The organism is Rhodococcus sp. p52, from assembly GCF_000763325.2.
GTDB lineage: Bacteria > Actinomycetota > Actinomycetes > Mycobacteriales > Mycobacteriaceae > Rhodococcus > Rhodococcus pyridinivorans.
In genome coordinates this window covers 2,225,880-2,245,840 of the sequence record NZ_CP016819.1, presented here as the reverse complement: position 1 = coordinate 2,245,840, position 19,961 = coordinate 2,225,880, and the positions used below count along the sequence as shown (strand labels likewise).

Below are 19,961 nucleotides of genomic sequence, written 5' to 3'. Positions count from 1 at the left end.
ACAGGACACCACCGACGGGAGTCGCCCCGCCAATACCCACCCGCCGTCCGCACGAGTCGGAAGAACTATCGCCGCTGTTGGAGGCGGGGACGACGGACGGGATCCGGCCGCGCGACACGCCGGGTCGGTGAATCGTCCGCCCGTGCTGATTGAATCCCCTGCCATGGACCTGATCCGCCACCTCCGGTTCTTCGTCACCGTCGCGGAGGAAGGACACTTCGGCCGGGCCGCGGCGGTGCTCGACATGACGCAACCTCCTCTGTCACAAGGACTTCGGAAACTCGAGCAGCATCTCGGTTCCGAACTCGTGCATCGCACCAGGCAGGGAGCGGTCCTCACGCCCGCCGGAGCGGAACTGCTCCCCCGCGCTCGTCTCCTCGTCGACGACGCCGATCGTTTCCTCGCCGAGGCCGGGCGCGTCGCCCGCGCCCGGGGTCTTCTGCACTGGGGTGCCACCCGCGTACTACCCGATCGCCTGGTCACCCTGTGCGTCACCGTTCTGAGCAGACGCGGTGAGGCGACGGTGGCGACGCGTTCCGCGAGCACGGTCGAACTCGTCGACGCCGTCCGCTCGGGCATGTGCGATCTCGCCGTCGTCGAGCATCCGGCTCTGACCGAAGGACTCGAGGCCGGCCCGGTGGTCAAACTCCGGCGATGGCTGGTCGTGCCGGCCGACCACCGCAGCGCCCGCTCCGACCGACCCCGTCTGCCGATGCTCTCCGACCTGACGTTCGCCGCGCCGCCGCGGACGGGGAACCCGGCGGCCTTCGACGCGGCGCAGGATCTGCTGCGCGAACGCGGACTCGATGTCGAGACCACCCCGGCGGCGGACGACCGCGCGGTGCTCGCCGCCGTGGCCGCCGGTACCCACTTCGGGATGTCGACCTCACCGCCCGGCTCGGTGCCCGGCGTGGCCTGGCTGGACTGGGCTCCGTCCGCGCTGGCCCTGCGGGTGCGCATCGTGCGACGTGCCGACGCCGACGTCGGTGCGCACGTCGACGCCCTCGACCGCGTGCTGTTCAAGGAACGCGTCCGGTGAAAGGCGGGGAACGGCGAGACACGGCGGTCGACCGGATCCGCGCGGTGTTCGCGGATGCCGGGTGCACGGGATGGCTGCACGCCCGCCGGTGTTCGGATCCACGTGCAGCGACGCTGTCGGTGCGCGGGGACGAACGCGTGGTCCTCGCGTCGGTGTACAAGCTTCCGCTGTTCCTCGCGTTCTGCGCGGAGGTGGACGCCGGCCGACTCGACGCATCCGGGCAGCTGCGGATCGTGCCGTCGGACTGCACCCCCGGCCCGACCGGGATCGCGAGCTTCCGGGATCCGGTGACGATGAGCCGACGCGACGTGGCCGCATCGATGATGACGGTGTCCGACAACGCGGCGGCCGATGTGCTGCTCGGCGAGATCGGCACGACCACCGTCGAGAAACTCCTCGCGCGCCTCGGACTCACGCGGACCCGGATCATCGGTGGCACGGCGGACGTCTATCAGCGCCTCGTCGAGGAGACGGACACCCGCACCACCGTCGAGGCGTTCCGGGCGCTCACCGACATCGACGCGGCCTGGACGGTCTCGGCGTACGACCCGGCCTACACGAGCGCGACCATCCCGGAGGAGATGACCCGGCTGCTCGAGGCCGTGTGGTCGGGCTCGGTGCTCTCGCCCGAGAGCACCGCCTTCGCGCAGCAGGTGATGCGCGCCCAGGTCTGGCCGCACCGCATCGCGTCGGGCTTCCCGCATCGCGGGGTCGCGATCGCCGGCAAGACCGGCACGATCGGCATCATCCGCAACGAGGTGGCGGTCGTCGAGTTCCCCGGCGAGTATCCGATCGCCGTCGCGGTGTTCACCCGCGCCGCCCGCGCGGATCCCGTACTGCCGGTCGTCGATGCAGCGATCGGTGAGGCCGCGCGCATCGCCGTCACCGAACTACGGGCGCCGCTCGCCGATCCCCGAGCGTTCCCGCCCGAGATGTGATGCTCCGTCGCCGTCGTCGTTTGCCCGCGCACCGGGTCGGGCACCCGAAACAGGAACAGTGAATCGACGACGAAGGAGCAACAGTGAAGGCCGATCGATTCCAGGAACTCGCTTCCGCTGCCGGTCCGTTCGCCTCGGTGTACTTCGAGGACACGCACACGACCGAGGATGCTGCGAAGGTCGCCGAACTCACCTGGCGCGCGATCTCCGAGAAGCTCGAGGAACTGGGGGTGTCCGAGGAGGTGCGCGCTCACGTCGAACACGCGGTGACCGAGGGGCCCACACCGGTCGGGACGAGCGGCCGCGCGGTGGTGGCGAACGCAGACCGCGTATGGGTCGACGAGCGGTTGGTCCGCCCTCCGCTGCAGACCGAGGTGCGATGGTCGGACGGTCCCTACCTGATTCCGCTCGTCGAACACGGCAGCCGAGGACGTCCGCATCTCGTGGTCAGGGTCGACCACGTGGGCGCAGATCTGACGGTTCACGACCGCAACGGCGCCGTCGTGCACGAGGAGACGGTCGAAGGAGACGACCACCCCGTGCACAAGGCCTCCGGGGCACAGACTCCCGGTTACGGCGATCCGGAACCTCCGGTGGAGGAGCAGCGCCGGCGGAACATCGCGAAAGTGGCGGAGCGTGTCACCGAACTCGCCGACGAGTACGGCACGGACCCGGTCTTCCTGATCGGTGAGGTCCGCTCCCGGAACGACCTGGCCGATGCTCTCGTTTCCCGCACGGCGGACGTGGCGGTGCAGGTGGAGACCGGTTCTCGCGCGGAGGGGTCCGATCCTGCGCAGACCCGGGCCGCCCTCGACGAAGGGCTCGCCCAGCAGCGGCTCGCCGAGATGGACGAGGCCGCCGAACGGTTCCGCGCCGGGGCCGGCACGGGGCTGGCCGTCGAGGGTCTGGCCGAGGTCACCGCGGCCCTGCGCGAACGTCGGGTCGAGTCGTTGATCATCGGCGATCTCGGGGACGCGACCGTACTGGTCGGGGACGATCCGTCCGTCGTCGCCCAGGACTCCGACGCGCTCTCGGCGATGGGATCGGAGAACGAACGGGTGTGCCGGGCGGACGAAGCCCTGCCGGTCGCAGCGGCGGTGACGGGAGCCGACCGCCTGGTGCGGATCGACGAGCGTCTGAGCCCCGCCGACGGGATCGCAGGGCTCCTGCGATACTGATCCGCGCTACCCGCACCCTCAATCGAGGGTGCGGGTGACCCGGTACCGGACGAAGGTCGGGAAGGCGACGACGCACACGAGCGTGCCGACGATGACGAGGACGCCGCCACCGGCAGCCGCGACGGCCGTGCCTGCAGCCGCTGCGGCGGCGCCGTGGAGCACGTCGCCGATGCGCGGTCCGCCCGCGACGACGACGATGAACACGCCCTGCAAGCGGCCACGCATCTCGTCGGTGGCGACGGTCTGCAGCATCGTCGAGCGGAAGGCCGCGGACACCATGTCGACCGCCCCGCCGAACGCCAGGAAGAACAGGGCGACCCACAGCAGCAGACCGCTGCCGTCGGGCTCGGCCCACCACACCGCGACACCGAAGCCGACCATCGCCACGCCCCACAGGACGATGCACACGATCACGGCGAGACCCTGGCGCTGCACCCGCGGCAGCCATCCGGAGAAGACGCCGCCGATCACCGCGCCGACCGACATGGCCGCGAACAGCAGACCGAGGGCGAAGCCGCCCTGCGCCGGATCGCCGAACGACTCGTGGGCGATCTGCGGGAACAGGGCGCGCGGCATCCCGAACACCATGGCGACGATGTCGACGACGAACGACGCCAGCAGGATCTTCTGGCCCGACAGGTACCGGAAACCGTCGAAGACCGCGCGCAATCCGGCCTTGGTGACCTCACCGAGCGGCGGGATCGCCGGGAGTCGGACCACCGCCCACAGCGTGGCGAGCAGGAAGATCGCGTCCAGCAGGTAGAGGGTGGACAGACCCACGACGGGAATGAGAGCGCCGGCGAACAACGGACCGGCGATCGCCCCGAACTGCACGACCGTCATGTTCAGCGAGGTGGCCGCCGCGATCTGCCCGACCGGCAGCAACCGCGGGATCACCGCCGCCCGGGTGGGTTGGTTGACGGCGAAGAACGCCTGCTGCATCGAGAAGAGACAGAGCAGTACCCACACGTTGTTCAGACCGATCGCGGCCTGCGCCCACAACAACAGCGACGTGACACCGAGACCGGTGGAGGTGACGATGAGCAGTTTCCGGCGGTCCATCGCATCGGCGAGCGCTCCACCCCACAGGCCGAACACCACGAGCGGCACGAGCCCGAACACGCCGGTCAACCCCACATAAGCGGAGTTCCGGGTGATCTCGTAGATCTGCTGGGGTACGGCGACGACCGCCATCTGCGCACCGATGACGGTGACGATCCCGGCCCACCACAGCCGGGCGTAGTCCTTGTTGCGCAGCGGTGTGGTGTCGGCGAGCAGGCGCCTCACGGTTGCAGACGCTCGGCGATCCAGCGACCGTCCACCAGGCGGGTCCGGATCCGGTTGTGCAACCGGTTGGGCCGGCCCTGCCAGAACTCGACGGACTCGGGCACGATGCGGAATCCACCCCAGAACGGCGGCACCGGGATGTCGTCGTCGACCTCGTAGCGCGCGGCGGCCTCGACGAGGGCGTGCTCGAGATCGGCGCGTTCGGCCACGGGACGCGACTGCTGCGACGCCCATGCGCCCAGGCGGGATCCGCGCGGCCGCGTCTGCCAGTACGCGAGGGTCTCCTCGTCTGGCACGCGCACGACCGGTCCGCGGACGGTCACCTGCCGGTAGACCGGTAGCCAGAGGAAGGTCGCCGACGCGTAGGGGTGCCCGGCCAGATGGCGGCCCTTGTCGGACTCGAAGTTGGTGAAGAAGGTCAGGCCGTCGGCGTCGATCTTCTTGCACAGCACGGTGCGGGTCGCCGGGTGGCCGCGCTCGTCGACGGTCGCGAGCACCATCGCGTTCGGCTCGGGCACCGCGGTGGCGACCGCGTTCGCAAACCACGTACGCACCAGCGGAAGCCAGCCCTCGGCGACATCGCCGGGGGTGAGATCGCGGTCGGCCGAGGACCCGTCGGTCGGCCCGGACGGGCTGTAGTCGACACGCATACGCGCGAGGTCGTCACCCTCGGGGCGCGGCAACGGGAAATCGGACGGCACGAACGACGACGGTACTCCCGGCATCCGGGCAGCGACGCTCGGACCACGGGCGCTACAGTTTTCCCGACGACCCGAGTGGGGCGCCGATCACACCTGACGGTGACCTCATTCCACCGGCAGCGCGGCTCGGACCGGGCCGTGCTCGAACGAGGAGAGCCCAACCGTCATGGCAGCGCGCGCGTCAGTTCCCGAGGATTTCGTCGCAGGACTCGAAGGCGTGGTCGCCTTCACGAGCGACATCGCCGAGCCCGACAAGGACGGTGGCGCACTGCGCTATCGCGGCGTCGACATCGAAGAGCTCGTCGAGAAGGGAGTGACCTTCGGCGACGTGTGGGCCCTGCTCGTCGACGGCGAGTTCGGTCGCGGCCTGTACCCGGCCGAGCCGTCCCCCCTGCCGATCCACACCGGCGACGTGCGTGTCGACGTCCAGGCCGGTCTGGCGATGCTCGCACCCATCTGGGGCTTCCGTCCGCTGCTCGACATCGACGACGCCACGGCCCGCGACAATCTCGCCCGCGCCGCGGTGATGGCCCTGTCCTATGTGGCGCAGCCCGCCCGCGGCATCTACCAGCCCGCCGTGCCGCAGCAGCGCATCGACGAGGCGAGCACCGTCACCGAGCGCTTCATGGTGCGGTGGAAGGGCGACCCGGATCCCAAGCACGTCGAGGCGATCGACGCCTACTGGGTCTCGGCGGCCGAGCACGGCATGAACGCCTCGACGTTCACTGCCCGGGTCATCGCCTCGACCGGCGCGGACGCGGCCGCCTCGCTTTCCGGCGCGGTCGGCGCGATGTCCGGCCCGCTGCACGGCGGTGCGCCGGCCCGCGTGCTGCCGATGATCGAGGAGACCGAACGCACCGGCGATCCGCGCGGTCTGGTCAAGGGCATCCTCGACCGCAAGGAGAAGCTCATGGGCTTCGGTCACCGCGTCTACCGCGCCGAGGACCCCCGCGCCCGGGTGCTGCGCAGCACCGCGAAGCGGCTCGACGCTCCGCGCTTCGAGGCGGCGGCCGCGCTCGAGCAGGCCGCCCTCACCGAGCTGCGCGAGCGTCGTCCCGACCGGGCGATCGAGACCAACGTCGAGTTCTGGGCTGCGGTGATCCTCGATTTCGCCGAGGTCCCCGCGGCGATGATGCCCGCGATGTTCACCTGCGGACGGACCGCCGGCTGGTGCGCCCACATCCTCGAGCAGAAGCGTCTGGGCAAGCTCGTGCGTCCCGCGGCGATCTACACCGGCCCCGATCCACGCCCTGCCTCCGAGGTCACGGGCTGGGATTCGATCACGCATCGCTGATGCCTCTTCCTCGGCCGGGCCGACCAGCGCCCGGCGGAGGCTCCGAGGGGGCGGTCTAGACTGCCTGTGCACCATGTCCCTCGACTCTTAGGACACGCATTCCGATGGCAGACGCGTCACCGATCATTCCCGCCGACCTCAAGCCCGCAGACGGCCGCTTCGGCTGCGGCCCGTCCAAGGTTCGTCCCGAGCAGCTGCAGTCGCTGGTCGATGTCGGCGCTTCGGTGTTCGGCACCAGCCACCGGCAGAAGCCGGTCAAGGACGTCGTCGCCCGTGTCCGCTCGGGTCTGCGCGACCTGTTCTCCCTGCCCGAGGGCTACGAGGTCGTCCTCGGCAACGGCGGCACCACCGCCTTCTGGGACGCTGCGGCCTTCGGTCTGATCCGGGAGCGCTCGCAGCACTTCACCTACGGCGAGTTCTCGTCGAAGTTCGCGACGGTCGCGAAGAAGAACCCGTTCATCGGCGATCCGATCGTCGTGGGTTCGGAGCCGGGCTCGGCTCCGGAGATCGTCGCCGACGCATCGGCCGACCTCATCGGCTGGGCGCACAACGAGACCTCCACGGGTGTCGCGGTTCCGGTACAGCGTCCCGCCGGTTCCGACAACACCCTGATCGCGATCGACGCGACCTCGGGTGCCGGCGGCCTGCCGGTGAACATCTCCGACACCGACGTGTACTACTTCGCCCCGCAGAAGTGCTTCGCCGCCGACGGTGGCCTGTGGATCGCGCTGATGAGCCCGGCCGCGCTCGAGCGTGTCGCCGAGATCAAGGAATCGGGTCGCTTCACCCCCGAGTTCCTGTCGCTGCCGATCGCCGTCGACAACAGCAGCAAGGACCAGACCTACAACACCCCGGCACTGGCCACCCTGCTGATGTTCGCGAACCAGATCGAGTGGCTCAACGGCAACGGCGGTCTCGACTGGGCCGTGGCGCGCACGAAGGATTCGTCCTCGCGCCTGTACGAGTGGGCCGAGGCCTCCGAGTACGCGACGCCGTTCGTCGCCGATCCGTCGCTGCGTTCGCAGGTCGTCGGCACCGTCGACTTCGCCGACTCCGTCGACGCGGCGAAAGTCGCGAAGATCCTGCGGGCCAACGGCATCGTCGACACCGAGCCGTACCGCAAGCTCGGCCGCAACCAGCTGCGCATCGGTATGTTCCCGGCCATCGATCCCGAGGACGTCACGCAGCTGACCAAGTGCATCGACTGGGTCGTCTCCCAGCTCTGAGTACGCCGCACAGCGGGGCCGGGTCCGATGTCGGATCCGGCCCCGTTGTTGTCATAGTCTCGACCTCGCATCGAGACATTTCGGCGAACCCTGGACGATAACGCGCCGCGTCGGATTTCTTGCGATGTCGCTCGGCGTGGCGCGGCGTGTCCGGCCACGAAAAATATCCAGGTCGGTTACAGTCGGGCGGGTCAATCGCGATCGGCGCGAGGAGGTCAAGGTGCGAGAGCTTCGAGTGGTCGGTCTCGAGCCCGATGCTAAGCATGTGGTGCTCGCCGATCCCACGACGGGGGACAAGTTCCGCATTCCCGTCGACGACACCCTGCGCGCGGCCGCTCGCGGAGATCTGGCCCGTCTCGGCCAGATCCAGATCGAGACGACCAGCCAGCTCCGCCCTCGCGAGATCCAGGCCCGCATCCGCGGCGGCGCCTCGGTCGAACAGGTGGCCGACGAGGCCGGCGTCCCGGTCGCCAAGGTCGAACGGTTCGCCTATCCCGTCCTGCTCGAGCGGTCCCGGGCCGCCGACATGGCCAAGAAAGGCCATCCCGTCCGCCCCGACGGTCCCGCCGTCGAGACCCTCCACGAGATCGTCACGCAGGCCTTCCGTGCTCGCGGGCACAGCCTCGACGAAGCCGAGTGGGACGCCTGGCGCGACGACGAGGGCTTCTGGGTCGCGCAGTTGCGGTGGCACGCCGGTCGTTCCACGAACCGCGCGCATTGGCGCTACCAGCCCGACGCTCACGGCGGCACGATCACCGCGCTCGACGACATTGCCGCCGATCTCGTCGATCCCGATTGCGGCCGTCCCCTGCGCTACCTGACCCCGGTCTACTCGGCGCGCGACGTCGACGATTCCACTGAGGTGGAGAACGCCGACCATCACGCCCCGATCGCGCTGGAGGCTCCCGCTTCCGACGAACCGGCTCCGGAGCCGGTCGCCGACGAGGAGACCACCGTCGCCGTCACGGTGCCCGACGACGCCGATGCATCGCGCGCGTCGCAGGCTCCCGCGAAGGACAAGCGCGGCAAGCCCGCGCTCCCCTCGTGGGACGACGTGCTGCTCGGTGTGCGCAGTAACGGACGCGTCTGAGGAAGTCGTCGACGATGTCGGCGACAGTGTCGACGCTCTGGTACGTCGACGCACCCGATCCCGTAGCGGTGCTGCGCGAGTTCTCTCCGGACCGCGATGCGGCGCGAGCACTTCTGTCGCGTCTGTTCCCGGAGTTCCAGGTCGATCCCGGCGCGCGGGTACCGCTCGCCGACGCCGGGGGCACCGGCGAGGACGATGGCGCCGAACAGTTCCGGGTCGGTAGCTATCCCGGTGTGACGGTGGTGTCGAGCCCCCGATTCGCACTACGCCACCCCTCGGAGCTGCCCACGATGTGGTTGCGCACGCCCGCCGCCGAACGCACGTGCCTGCTGGCATCCGATCCGGCCGGTGCGTGGGGATCGTTCGCCGTGTGGGAGTGCGGCCGGCTGCGCCGCGGCTTCGGAGCGAACACCGTCGAGTTCTTCGAGGACCAGGGAATCCCGTTCGTATGGGAGCGGCCGTTCTGGGCGGGCGAGCATCCGCTCCGCTGGCCGCCGAACGTACCCCCTCCCCCGGAGTCCCTGCCCTTCCACCCTCGCAAGCTCGTCGAGGAGGCCCACGGGGCGTGGCTCGGGTTCCGCTATGTCGGGCGCCGCGACGACGAACTCGACCCGCGGAACATCGACACCTGGAGTTTCACGCTGCGCACCCCGGTCCCGCAGATCTCCGTCCCCGCACCGAAGACCTCCTGGTGGCGGCGACTCGCGGCGCACTGACGTGCCGTCGAGCGACGCTCCCGGTCGGACTCGTCACTCCTCTGCTCCGACAATGAATTTCACCTCGTCGATGTCGTCGGGTGTGATCTCCGGGGATTGCAGGACGAGAGCCCAGGCGTCGACGTACTCGGTGCTGTACTTGTGGCCGTGCCCGGCCGGGACACCCGTGGAGAAGGGCAGATCGGCCGTGACCTGCCAGAAGGTCACGAACGGGATCCACACCATGTCCTCGAGCACGTCGCGGCCGGGGGCTTCGCCGATCCAGTCCGGCTCACTCGTGATCAGGTGCGGACTCCACCAGACGATCGGGTCCGACGGGTGCATCAGATACAGCACCCGACTCCCCTCCCACGGCTCGTCCGTCGGCGGGATCTCCGCCTGTGGGTCGTTCGTGAACCGCACCGTGCGGCCGTCCCGGAAGACCGGTTCGATCTCGGGGCTGCCGGCCTCCCGGCGATCGCTGAACTCCCGGAAGAGGACGTTGAAGTTCGGAGGTCCGGCGAAGACCGTGCCCGACGTGCGATTGCGCAGGTCGTACTCGCCGCTGAAGGCGGTCTCCCCGCCGAACGAACCGAGGCTCTCCCCAGCCACGAGCAGTCGGGGGCGGGCGTCCTGGGGAAGCTTCGACCAGACGTCGTAGACCGCGTCGAACAGGTCGCGTCCGGATTCCCGCGCCTTCGACTGATCGACGAGATAGGAGATCCACGAGGGCAGATAGGAGTACTGGATCGCGACCGTCGCGACGTCGCCGCCGGTGAGGTACTCGACGGAGTCCACCAGGGCCGGGTCCACCCAGCCGCTCCCCGTCGTCGTCACGACGACCAGGTTGCTCCGCTCGAATCCTCCTGCCCGGGTGAGGTCCTCGACAGCGAGGGACGCGCGATCCTCGGTGTCGTCCGCCGATGCCAGGCCGGCGTAGATCCGGATCGGTTCGAGGGCAGGACCTTCGGTGAACTCACCGAGTTGTTCGGTGGTCGGCCCCTGCCCGACGAAGATCCGCCCCTGCCACCCGAGAGAATCCCACGGAACGACCGAATCCGGTCCACCGGAGCGGAGTGCGGTCGTCGGTTGCTGCACACCTTCCTCGGTTCTCGTGTCCCGCGCCGAGAACGCCGCATTGGCGGCGTCGATGAAGCCGGCGAGGAGCACTCCGGAGACGATCGCGTACACGAGTCCCGCGACGAGAACCCACCCCACGACGTTCGCGGCCCGCTGCCCGATCCACCGGTCGAGTGTCCGTGCCGCCCAGTGGTACAGGGCGCGGATACCACGTCCGATCGCCAGCAGCACAGCGAACATCACGACCGCGACGAGCGGGGAGAGAACCGCAAGTGCCAGGTTGTACTCGGAAACCCCCATCAGAGTACGGATCTCGTGCTGCCAGTACTGGCCGAGCCCGAAGAAGACCGCGAAGAGGACCGCCCCGCAGGCGCCGAAGATCCACCACGACGCAGCCTTGGGAGACCGAGGAGGCCGGTCGGCGAAGGCGCGCCACACGAACGCGAGGAGCACGCCGAGGCCGTATCCGATCGCGGCAGCGATCCCGCAGATCATCCCCTGCAGGATCCCGCCGCGCGGAAGCAACGACGGGGTGAACGACAGGCACGCGAAAAGCACTGCACCCCAACACCCGGGAAGTGTGAGGTGCAGTGCCCACCGCCGTGCCCGCGATCGGGGAACTTCGGTCGCGACGTTCGCGCCCGGATCACCCCGGACGTTGCGGCCGTTTTCTTGCACGGTCGCGTCAGTAGTAGTCGGAGCGTGGCTGCCAGGTCGAGATCGCCCAGATCACGACCGCGTCCAACGCGATGATCAGGATCGACCACCACGGGTAGTACGGCAACCACAGGAAGTTCGCGATGATCGACAACGCGGCGATGATGATGGCCGTGACGCGAGCCCACGTGGCACCGCTCATCAACGCGAGACCGGCGACCAGCATCACGACACCGAGGACGATGTGAATCCATCCCCACGTGGTGAAGTCGAACTTGAACGTGTATTCCACGCCCCGCACGAACACTTCGTCCTCGGCCACCGCAGCGATGCCCTGGAAGATCTGGACGATGCCGACAGTTGCCAGGATGATCGCTGCTCCGATCGAGGTGCCTGCGGCGATGCCCTGTTTGACACTGACCCCGCCCCGGTCGGGGCGTACATCCTGTGACATGACAATCCTCTCGTGTACGAAGGAGACATCGACCGTGCGCCGATCCTCGCGAGGAACGGTCACGGTCCGATTCTCAGGAACAAGGGTGCCTGCGGGTTATGCTGCCACCCTTACACTTTCGACCGCCGGCTCCTCGACGCGACGAGGCGTCGAACGCACGAGCCGACCACGGGAGGACTCCGTCCGCAGCGCCCTCCCCGCGACGACGATTCACGCGATGGGCACGCCGTCACGTCCGGTCGTGGCGTTGCCGAGCGCCTGCGCCTTGAGGTGTTCGTACTCCGCGGGCGTGATCGCACCGGAGTCGAGCAGGGCCTTGGCATCGGCGATCTGTTGAGCCGGGGATTTCCCGACCGCCACGGTCCGGATGTATTCGTCGGTGGCCTGCTTCGCCTCGGCCTGGGCCTGTTGTGCCCGCAGAGCCATTCCCCGACCGCGAACGATCAGGTAGACCAGCGCTGTCAGGTACGGAAGGAGCACCAGACCGATGACCCACATCGCTTTGACCCAACCGGACACGGAGTGATCCCGGAAGAGGTCGACGATGATTTGGAACAGGACGATCAGGTATGCCACGAAGGCGAATACGACGACGGTGTACCACACGTAGTCCCAGAATGAATCCATAGCCGAACCTCCTCGGCCGAACCGATGGCGGGACGATGCCCCCATGAAACCACCGGAGAATGAAGACCTCGAATCCTGCTTCCCCCTGCGGTGTGCCGCTACGGCACTGCCACTACTCGCGGCCCCCCGGTCCACTCATCGATACCGGCGTCGAATCGTGACGACTGTCCGATTCGGGCTTCGGCAGGTCCATCTTCAGTCATGACGACCTCCGTCCCTCTGATCGGGGAGGGCCGGATATACCATACGCCCGTCCATGGGTGGAGGACATCGGTTTGCGCAATCGGCGCGATTCGGCACCGGCTCGAGTCGGTCAGGAGTACACCGCGCGGGGGGTCCAGGTCGCGATCGCCCAGATGACCACTACATCGAGGGCGATGATCGCAAGCGCCCACCCCGGGTAGTAGGGAAGCCACATGAAATTCACCAGGATCGACAGCGCGGCGATGACCATTGCGGAGACGCGCGCCCATGTCGCCCCGGAAATCAACGCGATGCCCACGATCACCATCACGACACCGACAACGATGTGGACCCACCCCCACGTGGTGAGATCGAACGTGAACAGATACTCCTGGCCGGCGACGAAGACTTCGTCCTCGGCGACCGCAGCAATCCCCTGCAACAGTTGCAGAGCACCGATCAAGGTCATGATGATTGCGGCACCGACCGACGTTCCCGCGGCGAGACCCTGCTTGACCGACATTTCCTCCCGCTCGGCATGCACATTGCGTGACATGATGCTCCTTCCGGATGACCCGACATCTCGAGTGTGCGCTTCGTCGGAATTCTCCAATGGAGGTTCAGGTTTTCCGCCGGCAATCGCACCCAGAACTCGTTCAGGACACGAGCAGCGCGAGCCAGCCGAACGGCACACCGGCCAGGAACCCGGCGGCGAGCCAGCGCAGTACCTGCACCCGGAGCCACGACCACACGGTCGGCGCGACTCCCGCGACCGTCACGACATTGACGACGACGGCGAGGGCCGGATGGATCCGGCCGAGCACCTGCCCGCAGGCGACGACGGTGATGACGGTGGCGACGAAGGATAAAGCCGTCAGCGTGAGCCCCGTCGCCCAGGGAGTGGGCGCGGGACCGCGAGCCTGGCTCATCGCGGAAGCCGCACCCGCTCGTAGAACGCCATCGCAGCCGCGGTGGCCACGTTCAGCGAATCCGTGCCGACAGCCATGGGAATCCGGGCACGCACGTCGGTCGCCCGCATCGCATGTTCGGTCAGGCCCGGCCCCTCGGCGCCGAGCAGGAGCGCGACTTTTTCCCCCGTCATCGCTTCGGCGAGCGGGATCGCCCGTGGGTCCGGGGTCAGGGAGATCAGTTGGAATCCTCTGCTGCGCAACAGATCCAGGTCGTACGGCCACCGGTCGACGTGCGCGAAGGGGACCCGGAGGACGTGCCCCATCGACACGCGCACCGCACGCCGGTACAGAGCGTCGGCGCATCCTTTCCCGAAGAGCACACCGTCGACGCCGAGTCCGGCGGCGTTGCGGAACATCGAGCCGACGTTCTCGTGGTCGTTGACCCCTTCGAGCACCGCGACCGTGGTCGCCTTGTCGAGGACGTCGTCGAGCGAGAGCGGTTCGGGCCGGTGCGCGACGGCGAGCACCCCGCGGTTGAGGTGGAAGCCGACGACCTCCGCCATGGTCGCCGCATCGGTGCGGTAGAACGGCACGTCGACGTCACGCAGGTCGTCGGCGAGTTCGTCCAGCCGCCGACTCACCCCGAGCAGGCTCGTCGCAGCGAACCGGGAGTCGAGCATGCGCTGGACCACCAGCACACCCTCTGCGATCACCAGACCCTTGCCACCGGGAAGGTCGGGCCGACGGTCCGCGGAGTTGAGATCGCGGAAGTCGTCCACCCGGGGGTCGGAAGGATCGTCGATGTCGATGACGTGAACCACCGGGTCATTCTCCCAGCGGCCCTGCACCCTCCCACACCGGGTCGGTCGTCACGACCGCGGTGCGGTCAGTCGTCATCGACCGCGGTGCGGTCAGTCGTCATCGACCGCGGTGCGGTCAGTCGTCTTCAGCGACGAGCGCCGTGAGGATTCCGACGGCGTCGCGCAATGTGGCGAGCGAGTCGGGATCGAGTTTGTCGAGCCGTTCGGTCAGCCACACTTCGCGTGCCTGCGCCTCGTCGGCGAGCAATTCCCTCCCGGCTTCGGACAGCGTCACGATGATCTGTCGTCCGTCCGTCGGGTGCGGCGTCCGCTCGACGAGACCGAGTTCGTGCAGAGACGCGATGACCCTGGTCATCGAGGGTGGTTGGACGCGTTCGCGCGCTGCCAGTGCCCCCGGGGTCATCGCACCTTCCTGCGCGAGGGTGGCCATTGCCGAGATCTGGGTCAGAGAAACTCGGGAATCGGTGCGTCTCCCCCGCAGATGACGCGTCAGACGCACAACGGCGAGTGAGAGGTCACCGGCGAGTGCGCGTGTATCCGAGATCATGGCGTGCAGAATACGTCACATCGCCCGAAACACGCGTCGGCTGCCTAGGTGAGCAGTTCCGTGAGCGGATCGACCGAGAAGTACAGGGCGAACAGCACTGCGACGATCCACATCAGCGGATGGATGGTGCGGATTTTGCCGCTCGCGGCGTGCAGGATCACCCAGGTGATGAAGCCGACGCCGATGCCGTTGGCGATCGAGTAGGTGAACGGCATGACCATGATGGTCAGGAAGGCCGGCAGCGCCACAGCGAACACCGAGAAGTCGATGTCGCGGACCTGGCCGATCATCAGGGCACCGACCACGACGAGAGCCGGAGCGGCCGCTTCGATCGGGACCACCTCGTACAGCGGGGTCAGGAACATCGCGAGCAGGAACATCACACCGGTGACCACGTTGGCCAGGCCCGTGCGGGCTCCTTCCGCGATACCCGAGGCCGATTCGACGAACACCGTGTTCGACGAGGCGGAAGCGCCACCACCGACGATGGCGCCGGTGCCCTCGACGACGAGGGCCTTGCCGATGCCGGGCAGGGTGCCGTTCTTGTCGGCCAGGCCGGCTTCCTTGCCGAGGCCGGTCATGGTGCCCATGGCGTCGAAGAAGTTCGCGAGGACGAGCGTGAACACGAGCAGGGTCGCGGCGATCACGCCGATGCGGGTGAACGCGCCGAACAGGTCGACGTTGCCGACGAGGCTCAGGTTCGGGATGCCGAAGAAGGAGTCGGGGGCGTCGGGGGTGCTGAGATTCCAGCCCTTGGGGTTGGTGCCCAGCGACGGGCCGACGTCGGCGATGGCCTCGATGATCATCGACAGGATCGTCGTGGCGACGATGCCGATCAGCAGTCCGCCGCGCACCTTGCGTGCGACGAGCACACCCATGAGCAGCACACCGACGACGAAGACGAAGGTCGGCCACGACGCGATGGAGCCGTCGATGCCCAGGCCGACAGGGACGGTGGTGCCGGCGGCGTCGGGGATGCGGCGGGCGAAGCCGGCGTCGACGAGGCCGATCATGGCGATGAAGGCGCCGATACCGGCAGCGATGGCGGCCTTGAGTTCTGCCGGGATCGCGTTGAAGACCGCGGTGCGGAAACCGGTCAGGGCCAGCACGACGATGATGATGCCGTCGATGACCACCAGGCCCATCGCTTCGGGCCAGGTGACCTGCGGCGCGATGGTCACCGCCAGCAGGCTGTTGATGCCGAGGCCGGCGGCGATGGCGAACGGATAGTTGGCGACCACACCGAAGACGATGCTCATGAAGCCGGCGACCAGCGCGGTGACGGCGGCGACCTGGTTGATGGGCAGGATGTTGCCCATCACGTCGATCTTCGCGCTCGCGTCCTCGGCGGAGAAGCTACCGAGGATCAGCGGGTTGAGGACCACGATGTACGACATCGCGAAGAACGTGACGATGCCGCCACGCACCTCTCGGGACACGGTGGAACCGCGTTCGGTGATCTTGAAATAGGTGTCCAGGAAGGACGTTCGCTTGGAGTCGGTGCCTACGGCCATGTCCACAAATCCGCTCGTCGAGTACGGGGCGTCGCAACGGGAACCGATTATTGCAGCGCGAAGGAACTAATCTGCAAACCGTGGAACCCGCCCAGCTCGTCGCAGCCCGCATCCGACGCCTCGCCGACCCTCGCCCCGCGCTTGCCGTGGGAACCGGTCTGTGGGTGGTGGCGACCGTCGTCGTGGCGGTGGTGGGCGGCGAACTCCGGGACGATGTGCTTCCGGTCTGCGTGGCGGGAATCGTGGTGGGGCTGCTGGGAACTGCGCTCTTCCTGTTGCAGCGTCGCGCCGCCCGACGCGGTGACCGGGGTGCCCAGGCGGGGCTGGACTGACCCTCACCCACGGCCGTCCGCGACAAGCCCACAGCGGTGTCAGCGACGGATCCGCACCCGAGTGATCAACCACACCCACAGCAGGGCCCATGTGATCCCGAAGATCCAGCCTGCGACGACATCGGTGAACCAGTGCGCCGCGAGGTAGACGCGAGAGAGCCCGATCACGAGGGTGTAACCGGCGAGCGCGATCGTCGCGGCGGTCCGGCGGCGATCGCCGCGCGGCCACGTGCGCACGACGACCGCGACGAGCACCGTGGCCAGAACTGCGCTGGTCATCGCGTGTCCGGACGGGAACGACTCGGTGCGCAGGGCCAGGAGCCGTTCGGGTTCCGGTGGCCGGACACGGCCGAACAGATTTTTGAGCAACACCATCAACGGCCAGCCCGTGAGGACCGCTCCGGCGACGAGGACGGCGTCGGACAGACGATCGGCCCGCACCAGCAGCAGCGTCGTCGCCGCGGCGATCAGGCTCGTCGCGACTCCCCCGCCCGTGTGGGTGAGTGCGGTCACCGCGGTGGTCAGCCACGGCTCGCGGAGCGACACCATCCAGTCGAGCACCGCGGCATCGAGCGTCACGGTTCGGTTCTCACGTCCGGAGCCGTGAGCGCGGTGAGTGCCGCGGCCAGGCCGATCGGTGTGCTGTGGACGGTGCCGGCCGCGTCGACCCACCACGGGACCTCGACCTCACCGGTCAGGGCTCCGGAGCAGCGGAGGACGAGTCGGTCGTGCAGCGCAAGTACGCCGCGCGGAAGCGGCACCCCGGCGACGATTCCGGCCAGGACCGCGGCCGGTTCGCGCTCCCACGTCGAACTCCTCCCCTGCTCGACGGGTTCGGCGTCGACCACCGCGGACGCCACGGCGATGTCGAGCACGTCCGCGAGCGCGTGGGCGGTTCCCCTGCCGCCGGTGACGAGGCGGTCGTGCGGGATCGCGGCCGCGAACCACGGACGGTCGGGTACGAGAGCGTCGGCTGCGTCGACGACGACACCCGACAGGCTGCGCACCCCGTCGGGCAGAGTGACCGACTCGGGATCGAGACCACCCGACGAGAACGCCGCGGCGAGCGCGTCGTGCGCGGCGACGATCGCGGCCGGCCCCGGCGACCTGCTGTCGTCCGGGAGCCGGTCGAGCAGTGTCTGTGCCAGTTCGATGTCGTCGATCCGCGTTCCGGCGAGGGCGCTGCGGAAGGCCGATGCGTCGGGGTGGGTACAGGGATCGAGCAGACCTTCGAAGAGGGTGTCGTCGGCGAACCGGTAGTGGCCCAGAGGCCGGCCGTCGAGCGACGCGCGGGTGCGCAGATACCACGCCGTATATCCGGCGGGGTCGGCGATCGCTTCGGCCGTCGCGGGCTCGGCGGCCAGCAGGGTCAACGCCCGCGACCAGCGGCGATCGTCGACGAGATCGAGGTCGCGCACCGCGACGAGCACCTCGGGATCGTCGTCGAGCCGCTCCCACCACAGGTGTTCGTCGGGCAGATCGTGGTCGGGGCCGGTCGGCAGTTCCGCACGCAGGACCGTGAATCCCCAGCCCACACCGATCGCCCGCAGGGCGTCGGCCCCGTACCGGTCGACGACGGACGGGTCGACGGTGCCGAAGGGCGCGTCCTCGACGAGTACTTCTGCGAGCGGTGCACCGGGAAGCAGGAGTTCGTCGGCGGGGACGAGGTCGCCGTGGGTGTCGGGCAGCAGCAGTGCCCCGAGTTCGCGGGGCACGGCCGCGGGCGACACGAGCGGCACCAGTCGCAGCACGACGTCGGCGAGCTCACCGGCCGGGAGGTCGCCCTCCGGGTGGAGGTCGTCGGGATCGGTGTCCTCGACGGCCGCGACGAGCGCCGGGTCGGCGAGCAGGTCCTCGACCGTCACGGTGCCGGCTCCGAGCCGGGCGAGCAGCGGATGCGCGGCCTCGGGATGGACGAGACGCACCCAGGGCATGGACACCGGGCCGATATCCTGCAGTTGCGTTGCGAGAACGGCCGTACGCGGGCCGGTCACGGTCCGTCCGTCCGACAGCGGAACCGGCAGCGATGCGAGTTCCTCGGCCGCGACCGCGTCGACGACGAGCGGAGTGAGCGCCTCGTACAGGCGGTTCCACCACTTCGGATCGCGTTCGTGCCCGGAGAGCAGTTCGGCCAGTCGCGCGAGCCCGAGCCGGTGCACGCCGACGGCGGACAGCGCGGACGCATGTCGCGGCCCGCACAACTCGGGGATCACGAGCCCCGGGACCACCTCGCCGAGGACGTCGGCGAGGTCGTCGGTGAGACCGGGAAGTGCGACGGCCCGGTCGGGCACCAGATCGGCGCTGCGGTCGGCGGCGGGAAGCCACGCGCCGGCAGCCAACTCGTCGAGGATCGCCTCGCGGATGCGTTCGTCGACCTCGCTGCGCGCGAAACCCGGCAGGGGCACGAGGTCGAGTCGCTGCTCGGCGGGCAGAGCCGCGACGAACCGCGCGTATCCGCGGGCGACGTTCTCGACGTGGGCTCCGGGAAGCACGCGCCTCCGGTCGGGTTGCATCTCGACGTCGGCGACGACGATCGCGGGAAGTGACAGCTCCTCGTCGGAGCGGGTGGGGGCACGCAGGACATCGCTGCGGACCGGGTCGACCCGCCCGTCGACGACGGGCACCAGCCATCGCGCCGACGCTCCGGTGAACTCCCACCAGGTGCGATCGCCGATCCGCACCTCCGACAGGCCGCTGTCGAGTTCGCGCCGGTGACGGGTGAATTCGTCGTCGGCGACGAGGACGGTGTGCAAGCCCGGGAGTTCGAGCAGAATGTCGTGGGCCTCGGATCGGAAGGCGTCGAGCAGTGCGACCGGGTCCACCCCGGGGCGCAGGGTCAGCACGACCTCGGTGTCGCTGCCGGTCGCCGGCGGGGCCTCCGTCGGCCACACGAGGCGCAGCGCCGGGACACCCGACTCCGGCTCGGGCAGGTTCCGCTCGGCCAGCACCGCGCGGGTGCGCTCGGCCGAGAAGTGGAGCGAACCGGTGCGCGAACGCACCTCGATGTCGTCGGAGACCGACAGCACCGCCGTGAAGCCGACACCGAACCGCCCCACGGTGGATCCGGCGCCGGTCTTGTTCGACGAGCGCAGTGCGGTCAGCGCGTGGACACCGCCCTCGTGGAGCGGCTCACCGATGTTCGCGACGTGGAGACGGCCGTCGGCGAACCAGACACGCAGCTCACCCGGTACATCGGCACGCGCGGCGGCGTCGGCGGCGTTCTGGGCGAGCTCGGTCAACACGCGGTCGCGGTAACCCGCGCGGACATGATCGGCCTCGGTCGCCGCGTCCTCGCGCAGACGGGTGGGCGACGACGACCAGGCCGCGAGGATCCCTTCGCGTAACGCCGCGGTCCCGAACGGATCCGCGGGGTCCGGCCGGGTCACG

General features: G+C 68.9%; 20 protein-coding genes. 8 read left to right on the top strand and 12 right to left on the bottom strand.

Annotated features, from left to right (window positions below):
* Positions 1-163 precede the first annotated feature (163 nt).
* The 3 genes from IM25_RS10460 (at position 164) to IM25_RS10450 (ending at position 3,155) form a co-directional block, all read left to right on the top strand.
* Positions 164-1,039 carry a LysR family transcriptional regulator gene (locus IM25_RS10460; RefSeq protein ID WP_006551653.1) on the top strand — a complete coding sequence of 292 codons (876 nt, stop codon included), beginning with the start codon at positions 164-166 and terminating at the stop codon, positions 1,037-1,039.
* Positions 1,036-1,977 carry a serine hydrolase gene (locus tag IM25_RS10455; protein ID WP_033096777.1) on the top strand — a complete coding sequence of 314 codons (942 nt, stop codon included), beginning with the start codon at positions 1,036-1,038 and terminating at the stop codon, positions 1,975-1,977. The genes IM25_RS10460 and IM25_RS10455 overlap by 4 nt, the downstream gene beginning before the upstream one ends.
* Before the next feature lie 83 nt (positions 1,978-2,060).
* Positions 2,061-3,155: an Rv2629 family ribosome hibernation factor gene (locus IM25_RS10450; RefSeq protein ID WP_033096778.1), complete on the top strand. Its 1,095-nt coding sequence runs from the start codon at positions 2,061-2,063 to the stop codon at positions 3,153-3,155.
* Between the two features lie 18 nt (positions 3,156-3,173).
* On the opposite strand, the gene IM25_RS10445 is transcribed toward IM25_RS10450, so the two are convergent.
* Positions 3,174-4,442: an MFS transporter gene (locus tag IM25_RS10445; RefSeq protein WP_033096779.1), complete on the bottom strand. Its 1,269-nt coding sequence runs from the start codon at positions 4,440-4,442 to the stop codon at positions 3,174-3,176.
* The gene (gene pdxH, locus IM25_RS10440; RefSeq protein ID WP_198162575.1) at positions 4,439-5,125 is read right to left on the bottom strand and encodes a pyridoxamine 5'-phosphate oxidase; all 687 of its coding nucleotides are present in this window, start codon (positions 5,123-5,125) and stop codon (positions 4,439-4,441) included. The genes IM25_RS10445 and pdxH overlap by 4 nt, the downstream gene beginning before the upstream one ends.
* A gap of 184 nt (positions 5,126-5,309) precedes the next feature.
* Here pdxH and IM25_RS10435 point away from each other — a divergent pair, with 184 nt between their 5' ends.
* The 4 genes from IM25_RS10435 to IM25_RS10420 all read left to right on the top strand — a co-directional run bounded on the left by IM25_RS10435 (position 5,310) and on the right by IM25_RS10420 (position 9,469).
* On the top strand, positions 5,310-6,437 hold the full coding sequence (locus IM25_RS10435; protein WP_065996019.1) for a citrate synthase 2: 1,128 nt from the start codon (positions 5,310-5,312) through the stop codon (positions 6,435-6,437).
* A 104-nt stretch (positions 6,438-6,541) separates the two neighbouring features.
* A complete protein-coding gene (gene serC / locus IM25_RS10430; protein ID WP_006551659.1) occupies positions 6,542-7,663 on the top strand; it encodes a phosphoserine transaminase in 1,122 nt (373 codons plus the stop codon).
* Between the two features lie 220 nt (positions 7,664-7,883).
* On the top strand, positions 7,884-8,753 hold the full coding sequence (gene sepH / locus IM25_RS10425; protein WP_197483268.1) for a septation protein SepH: 870 nt from the start codon (positions 7,884-7,886) through the stop codon (positions 8,751-8,753).
* Positions 8,754-8,767: 14 nt separating this feature from the next.
* A complete protein-coding gene (locus IM25_RS10420) occupies positions 8,768-9,469 on the top strand; it encodes a DUF6928 family protein (protein WP_006551661.1) in 702 nt (233 codons plus the stop codon).
* A 33-nt stretch (positions 9,470-9,502) separates the two neighbouring features.
* Here IM25_RS10420 and IM25_RS10415 read toward each other — a convergent pair whose 3' ends face one another.
* The 8 genes from IM25_RS10415 to IM25_RS10380 all read right to left on the bottom strand — a co-directional run bounded on the left by IM25_RS10415 (position 9,503) and on the right by IM25_RS10380 (position 16,242).
* Positions 9,503-11,086 carry an alpha/beta hydrolase gene (locus tag IM25_RS10415; RefSeq protein ID WP_033096954.1) on the bottom strand — a complete coding sequence of 528 codons (1,584 nt, stop codon included), beginning with the start codon at positions 11,084-11,086 and terminating at the stop codon, positions 9,503-9,505.
* 127 nt (positions 11,087-11,213) lie between these two features.
* On the bottom strand, positions 11,214-11,639 hold the full coding sequence (locus IM25_RS10410; RefSeq protein ID WP_019289924.1) for a DUF7144 family membrane protein: 426 nt from the start codon (positions 11,637-11,639) through the stop codon (positions 11,214-11,216).
* Between the two features lie 210 nt (positions 11,640-11,849).
* A complete protein-coding gene (locus tag IM25_RS10405) occupies positions 11,850-12,266 on the bottom strand; it encodes an SHOCT domain-containing protein (RefSeq protein ID WP_019289925.1) in 417 nt (138 codons plus the stop codon).
* Positions 12,267-12,579: 313 nt separating this feature from the next.
* Positions 12,580-13,005, bottom strand: coding sequence for a DUF7144 family membrane protein (locus IM25_RS10400; protein WP_065996018.1), 426 nt, complete (start codon positions 13,003-13,005; stop codon positions 12,580-12,582).
* A gap of 100 nt (positions 13,006-13,105) precedes the next feature.
* Positions 13,106-13,378 (bottom strand): DUF2537 domain-containing protein, encoded by a 273-nt coding sequence (locus IM25_RS10395; protein ID WP_019289927.1) that lies wholly within the window; start codon positions 13,376-13,378, stop codon positions 13,106-13,108.
* Entirely contained in the window at positions 13,375-14,181 is an 807-nt protein-coding gene (locus tag IM25_RS10390; RefSeq protein WP_024103089.1) for a TrmH family RNA methyltransferase, read from the bottom strand. The genes IM25_RS10395 and IM25_RS10390 overlap by 4 nt, the downstream gene beginning before the upstream one ends.
* Before the next feature lie 115 nt (positions 14,182-14,296).
* A complete protein-coding gene (locus IM25_RS10385) occupies positions 14,297-14,728 on the bottom strand; it encodes a MarR family winged helix-turn-helix transcriptional regulator (protein WP_006551668.1) in 432 nt (143 codons plus the stop codon).
* Positions 14,729-14,772: 44 nt separating this feature from the next.
* Positions 14,773-16,242: an NCS2 family permease gene (locus tag IM25_RS10380; protein ID WP_065996017.1), complete on the bottom strand. Its 1,470-nt coding sequence runs from the start codon at positions 16,240-16,242 to the stop codon at positions 14,773-14,775.
* Between the two features lie 80 nt (positions 16,243-16,322).
* Between IM25_RS10380 and IM25_RS10375 the strand changes: the two genes are divergently transcribed.
* Positions 16,323-16,574, top strand: a complete 252-nt coding sequence (locus IM25_RS10375; RefSeq protein ID WP_006551670.1) for a DUF2530 domain-containing protein — start codon at positions 16,323-16,325, stop codon at positions 16,572-16,574.
* A gap of 39 nt (positions 16,575-16,613) precedes the next feature.
* Here the strand turns inward: IM25_RS10375 and IM25_RS10370 are convergent, their stop codons facing one another.
* Complete coding sequence (locus IM25_RS10370; RefSeq protein ID WP_019289931.1) at positions 16,614-17,153, bottom strand: phosphatase PAP2 family protein; 540 nt, start codon at positions 17,151-17,153, stop codon at positions 16,614-16,616.
* Positions 17,150-19,960, bottom strand: coding sequence for a sacsin N-terminal ATP-binding-like domain-containing protein (locus tag IM25_RS10365; RefSeq protein WP_065996016.1), 2,811 nt, complete (start codon positions 19,958-19,960; stop codon positions 17,150-17,152). Before IM25_RS10365 ends, IM25_RS10370 begins: the two co-directional genes overlap by 4 nt.
* Position 19,961: the final 1 nt, after the last annotated feature.

Excerpts from the sequence above, each read along its gene's own strand:
- IM25_RS10460 (WP_006551653.1), top strand. The coding sequence starts at position 164 with ATGGACCTGATCCGCCACCTCCGGTTCTTCGTCACCGTCGCGGAGGAA.
- IM25_RS10435 (WP_065996019.1), top strand. The coding sequence starts at position 5,310 with ATGGCAGCGCGCGCGTCAGTTCCCGAGGATTTCGTCGCAGGACTCGAA.
- serC (WP_006551659.1), top strand. The coding sequence starts at position 6,542 with ATGGCAGACGCGTCACCGATCATTCCCGCCGACCTCAAGCCCGCAGAC.
- IM25_RS10420 (WP_006551661.1), top strand. The coding sequence starts at position 8,768 with ATGTCGGCGACAGTGTCGACGCTCTGGTACGTCGACGCACCCGATCCC.
- IM25_RS10410 (WP_019289924.1), bottom strand. The coding sequence starts at position 11,639 with ATGTCACAGGATGTACGCCCCGACCGGGGCGGGGTCAGTGTCAAACAG.
- IM25_RS10405 (WP_019289925.1), bottom strand. The coding sequence starts at position 12,266 with ATGGATTCATTCTGGGACTACGTGTGGTACACCGTCGTCGTATTCGCC.
- IM25_RS10400 (WP_065996018.1), bottom strand. The coding sequence starts at position 13,005 with ATGTCACGCAATGTGCATGCCGAGCGGGAGGAAATGTCGGTCAAGCAG.
- IM25_RS10395 (WP_019289927.1), bottom strand. The coding sequence starts at position 13,378 with ATGAGCCAGGCTCGCGGTCCCGCGCCCACTCCCTGGGCGACGGGGCTC.
- IM25_RS10385 (WP_006551668.1), bottom strand. The coding sequence starts at position 14,728 with ATGATCTCGGATACACGCGCACTCGCCGGTGACCTCTCACTCGCCGTT.
- IM25_RS10380 (WP_065996017.1), bottom strand. The coding sequence starts at position 16,242 with ATGGCCGTAGGCACCGACTCCAAGCGAACGTCCTTCCTGGACACCTAT.